The following is a 5,374-nucleotide window of genomic DNA, read 5'->3' as shown; positions in this document are numbered from 1 at the left end:
AAATAATTAGGAGTTACGCAAAAGAGTGTTACTTTTGCACTCGCAATAACGGCACAGTTCTACTGACATTTTGAAACAAAACGGATCGAAAAGATTTTGAAAAAAGTTGAAAAAAGATTTGGTTTGTAAAGAAAAAAGAAAGTATCTTTGCCACCCGCAAAACACGGTAAAGTTCATTTGAAATATTGAGTAAGCAAATAAGAATTACGGTTTAGAAATTAAATCGAAAAATAATTCAAAAAAGCTTGCGAGATTAAAAAAAGGAGTTACCTTTGCAGCCCGCTAAAACGGGAAGTTCTTAAGAAATACTGAGGACAAAACGGAAAGAAAATTTTTTCAAAAAAAAGTTTCAAAAAGTTTTGCCAGTTAAAAATTAAGTTCTAGTTTTGCACCCGCTAACCGAAAGGATGGCGAGAAAAAATAAGAAGACACGTTCATAGACATATTGAATTGACAGCATTGAAACGAAGCAATTCGTTTCAAGATTAAGAGAGAGTAAGACTCGAGTAGATTAGAAAAAACCTAGCATCTTTATCGACAATATTAAAATATACGATGAAGAGTTTGATCCTGGCTCAGGATGAACGCTAGCGGCAGGCCTAACACATGCAAGTCGAGGGGTAGAGTTAGCTTGCTAACTTGAGACCGGCGCACGGGTGCGTAACGCGTATGCAATCTACCTTGTACAGGGGGATAGCCCAGAGAAATTTGGATTAATACCCCATAGCGTTATGATGTGGCATCACATTATAACTAAAGTTCCAACGGTACAAGATGAGCATGCGTCCCATTAGCTAGTTGGTGTGGTAACGGCATACCAAGGCAATGATGGGTAGGGGTCCTGAGAGGGAGATCCCCCACACTGGTACTGAGACACGGACCAGACTCCTACGGGAGGCAGCAGTGAGGAATATTGGTCAATGGGCGCAAGCCTGAACCAGCCATGCCGCGTGCAGGATGACGGTCCTATGGATTGTAAACTGCTTTTGTACGGGAAGAAACACTCCTACGTGTAGGAGCTTGACGGTACCGTAAGAATAAGGATCGGCTAACTCCGTGCCAGCAGCCGCGGTAATACGGAGGATCCAAGCGTTATCCGGAATCATTGGGTTTAAAGGGTCCGTAGGCGGTCTTATAAGTCAGTGGTGAAAGCCCATCGCTTAACGATGGAACGGCCATTGATACTGTAAGACTTGAATTAGTGGGAAGTAACTAGAATATGTAGTGTAGCGGTGAAATGCTTAGATATTACATGGAATACCAATTGCGAAGGCAGGTTACTATCACTATATTGACGCTGATGGACGAAAGCGTGGGGAGCGAACAGGATTAGATACCCTGGTAGTCCACGCCGTAAACGATGGATACTAGCTGTTCGGAGCAATCTGAGTGGCTAAGCGAAAGTGATAAGTATCCCACCTGGGGAGTACGTTCGCAAGAATGAAACTCAAAGGAATTGACGGGGGCCCGCACAAGCGGAGGAGCATGTGGTTTAATTCGATGATACGCGAGGAACCTTACCAGGGCTTAAATGGGAGACGACAGGACTGGAAACAGTTTTTTCTTCGGACGTCTTTCAAGGTGCTGCATGGTTGTCGTCAGCTCGTGCCGTGAGGTGTCAGGTTAAGTCCTATAACGAGCGCAACCCCTATTGTTAGTTGCCAGCGGGTCATGCCGGGAACTCTAACAAGACTGCCGGTGCAAACCGTGAGGAAGGTGGGGATGACGTCAAATCATCACGGCCCTTACGTCCTGGGCTACACACGTGCTACAATGGGCGGTACAGAGAGCAGCCACCACGCAAGTGGGCGCGAATCTTCAAAACCGTTCTCAGTTCGGATCGGAGTCTGCAACTCGACTCCGTGAAGCTGGATTCGCTAGTAATCGCATATCAGCCATGATGCGGTGAATACGTTCCCGGGCCTTGTACACACCGCCCGTCAAGCCATGGAAGCTGGGGGTACCTGAAGTCGGTGACCGCAAGGAGCTGCCTAGGGTAAAACTAGTAACTGGGGCTAAGTCGTAACAAGGTAGCCGTACCGGAAGGTGCGGCTGGAACACCTCCTTTCTAGAGAAAAGATTAAGATCTGGGATTTTAATTGAAAGAATATTACTCTCGCTGTTAGTTCAAATATTACAATAATTAAAAAACAGAGTCTCGTAGCTCAGCTGGTTAGAGTACTACACTGATAATGTAGGGGTCCCCAGTTCGAGTCTGGGCGGGACTACTAAGTTTTTTGATTGTAAAAGGAAATTTTAGAGGTTGAGTGGCCGTTTGAAGTGATGTTAACTTAGAACTGTTAACTGGCAGCTAAAAAACGGGGGATTAGCTCAGCTGGCTAGAGCGCCTGCCTTGCACGCAGGAGGTCATCGGTTCGACTCCGATATTCTCCACGAGTTTCGAAAGAAACGAAAGTTCATTGACATATTGAGATAAAAAAACATTTAAAAAGTAGAAAGAACACAGTTTTTGCCTATTTATAGGTAAAAATGAAAGTACAATAAGCAAAATAAGGGCGTATGGGGGATGCCTAGGCTCTCAGAGGCGATGAAGGACGTGATAAGCTGCGAAAAGCTGCGGGGATTGGCACATACGAATTGATCCGCAGATATCCGAATGGGGCAACCCACTATATTGAAGATATAGTACCCGATAGGGGGCAAACCCGCTGAACTGAAACATCTAAGTAGGCGGAGGAGAAGAAAACAAAAGTGATTCCGTAAGTAGTGGCGAGCGAACGCGGATTAGCCCAAACCAATGTTGTTACGGCAATGTTGGGGTTGTAGGACCACGACATTTCTTGCGGATTGAATTAGAATAACCTGGAAAGGTTAACCATAGAGGGTGATAGTCCCGTATAAGTAAGAGAAGATAAGGATAGTGGTATCCTGAGTAGGGCGGGGCACGTGAAACCCTGTCTGAATCTGGCGGGACCATCCGCTAAGGCTAAATACTCCTGAGAGACCGATAGTGAACCAGTACTGTGAAGGAAAGGTGAAAAGAACCGTGAATAACGGAGTGAAATAGATCCTGAAACCATACGCTTACAAGCGGTCGGAGCCCTTTCGTGGGGTGACGGCGTGCCTTTTGCATAATGAGCCTACGAGTTACCGTTGCTGGCAAGGATAAGCACTTCAGGTGTGGATCCGTAGCGAAAGCGAGTCTGAATAGGGCGCTTTAGTCAGTAGTGGTAGACGCGAAACCGTGTGATCTACCCATGGGCAGGATGAAGCTGTGGTAACACACAGTGGAGGTCCGAACCGGTTGACGTTGAAAAGTCTTCGGATGACCTGTGGGTAGGGGTGAAAGGCCAATCAAACTCGGAAATAGCTCGTACTCCCCGAAATGCATTTAGGTGCAGCGCTGTGTATAGTTATATAGAGGTAGAGCTACTGATTGGATGCGGGGGCTTCACCGCCTACCAATTCCTGACAAACTCCGAATGCTATATAATGTTTCTCAGCAGTGAGGGCATGGGTGCTAAGGTCCATGTCCGAGAGGGAAAGAACCCAGACCATCAGCTAAGGTCCCCAAATGTATGCTAAGTTGAAAAAACGAGGTTTGTCTGCCCAGACAGCTAGGATGTTGGCTTGGAAGCAGCCATTCATTTAAAGAGTGCGTAACAGCTCACTAGTCGAGCGGACGAGCATGGATAATAATCGGGCATAAGTATACTACCGAAGCTATGGATTTACGTTTTACGTAAGTGGTAGGGGAGCATTCTAACAGGGCTGAAGGTGTGAGGCGACTCATGCTGGACCGGTTAGAAAAGAAAATGTAGGCATAAGTAACGATAATGCGGGCGAGAAACCCGCACACCGAAAGACTAAGGTTTCCTCAGCTATGCTAATCAGCTGAGGGTTAGTCGGGTCCTAAGGCGAACCCGAAAGGGACAGTCGATGGCCAACGGGTTAATATTCCCGTACTACTTATAATTGTGATGGGGTGACGGAGTGATGAAAGCACCGCGAACTGACGGAATAGTTCGTTAAAGTACTTAGCTATAGGTCCCGTAGTAAAATGCGCGGGAACTGGTGAAATACGATAGTACACGGAGTCTTCGGACAAAGTGATAGTGTGCCTAAGGGCTTCCAAGAAAAACCTCTAAACTTAGATTATAAGTACCCGTACCGTAAACCGACACAGGTAGTCGAGGAGAGAATCCTAAGGTGCTCGAGAGATTCATGGCTAAGGAATTAGGCAAAATAGACCTGTAACTTCGGGAGAAAGGTCGCCAGCGCAAGCTGGCCGCAGTGAAGAGGTCCAGGCGACTGTTTATCAAAAACACAGGGCTCTGCAAAATCGTAAGATGAAGTATAGGGCCTGACACCTGCCCGGTGCTGGAAGGTTAAGAGGAGATGTTATCTTCGGAGAAGCATTGAATTGAAGCCCCAGTAAACGGCGGCCGTAACTATAACGGTCCTAAGGTAGCGAAATTCCTTGTCGGGTAAGTTCCGACCTGCACGAATGGTGTAACGATCTGGACACTGTCTCAGCCATGAGCTCGGTGAAATTGTAGTATCGGTGAAGATGCCGATTACCCGCAGTGGGACGAAAAGACCCTGTGCACCTTTACTATAGCTTAGTATTGGTCTTGGATAAGTGATGTGTAGGATAGGTGGGAGACTGTGAAATGGCGTCGCCAGGCGTTGTGGAGTCATTGTTGAAATACCACCCTTTGCTTATCTGAGATCTAACCCCATACTGTGGGGGACATTGCTTGGTGGGTAGTTTGACTGGGGTGGTCGCCTCCAAAAGAGTAACGGAGGCTTCTAAAGGTTCCCTCAGCACGCTTGGTAACCGTGCGTAGAGTGCAATGGCATAAGGGAGCTTGACTGAGAGACATACAGGTCGATCAGGTACGAAAGTAGAGCATAGTGATCCGGTGGTTCCGCATGGAAGGGCCATCGCTCAAAGGATAAAAGGTACGCCGGGGATAACAGGCTGATCTCCCCCAAGAGCTCATATCGACGGGGGGGTTTGGCACCTCGATGTCGGCTCGTCACATCCTGGGGCTGGAGAAGGTCCCAAGGGTTGGGCTGTTCGCCCATTAAAGTGGCACGCGAGCTGGGTTCAGAACGTCGTGAGACAGTTCGGTCTCTATCTACTGTGGGCGTTAGAAATTTGAGTGGATCTGATTCTAGTACGAGAGGACCGAATTGGACGAACCTCTGGTGTATCTGTTGTTCCGCCAGGAGCACCGCAGAGTAGCTACGTTCGGAAGGGATAAGCGCTGAAAGCATATAAGCGCGAAACCCACCACAAGATGAGATTTCTTTTAAGGGTCGTGGAAGATGACCACGTTGATAGGCTATAGATGTAAAGGCAGTAATGTCATAGTCGAGTAGTACTAATAACCCGTAAGCTTATGTA

General features: G+C 47.2%; 2 tRNA genes and 2 rRNA genes. All 4 read left to right on the top strand.

Features of this window, described 5'->3' with window-relative positions:
- Positions 1-552 precede the first annotated feature (552 nt).
- A 16S ribosomal RNA gene (locus FEDK69T_RS14695) occupies positions 553-2,068 on the top strand.
- Positions 2,069-2,154: 86 nt separating this feature from the next.
- Positions 2,155-2,228, top strand: a tRNA-Ile gene (locus FEDK69T_RS14690).
- Positions 2,229-2,320: 92 nt separating this feature from the next.
- Positions 2,321-2,394, top strand: a tRNA-Ala gene (locus tag FEDK69T_RS14685).
- Between the two features lie 105 nt (positions 2,395-2,499).
- A 23S ribosomal RNA gene (locus FEDK69T_RS14680) occupies positions 2,500-5,374 on the top strand.
- Together the 16S and 23S rRNA genes with 2 tRNA genes alongside form the textbook arrangement of a ribosomal RNA operon.

This window comes from Flavobacterium enshiense DK69, from assembly GCF_000498495.1.
Taxonomy (GTDB): Bacteria; Bacteroidota; Bacteroidia; order Flavobacteriales; family Flavobacteriaceae; genus Flavobacterium; species Flavobacterium enshiense.
This window is presented reverse-complemented; position numbering and strand designations above follow the sequence as displayed.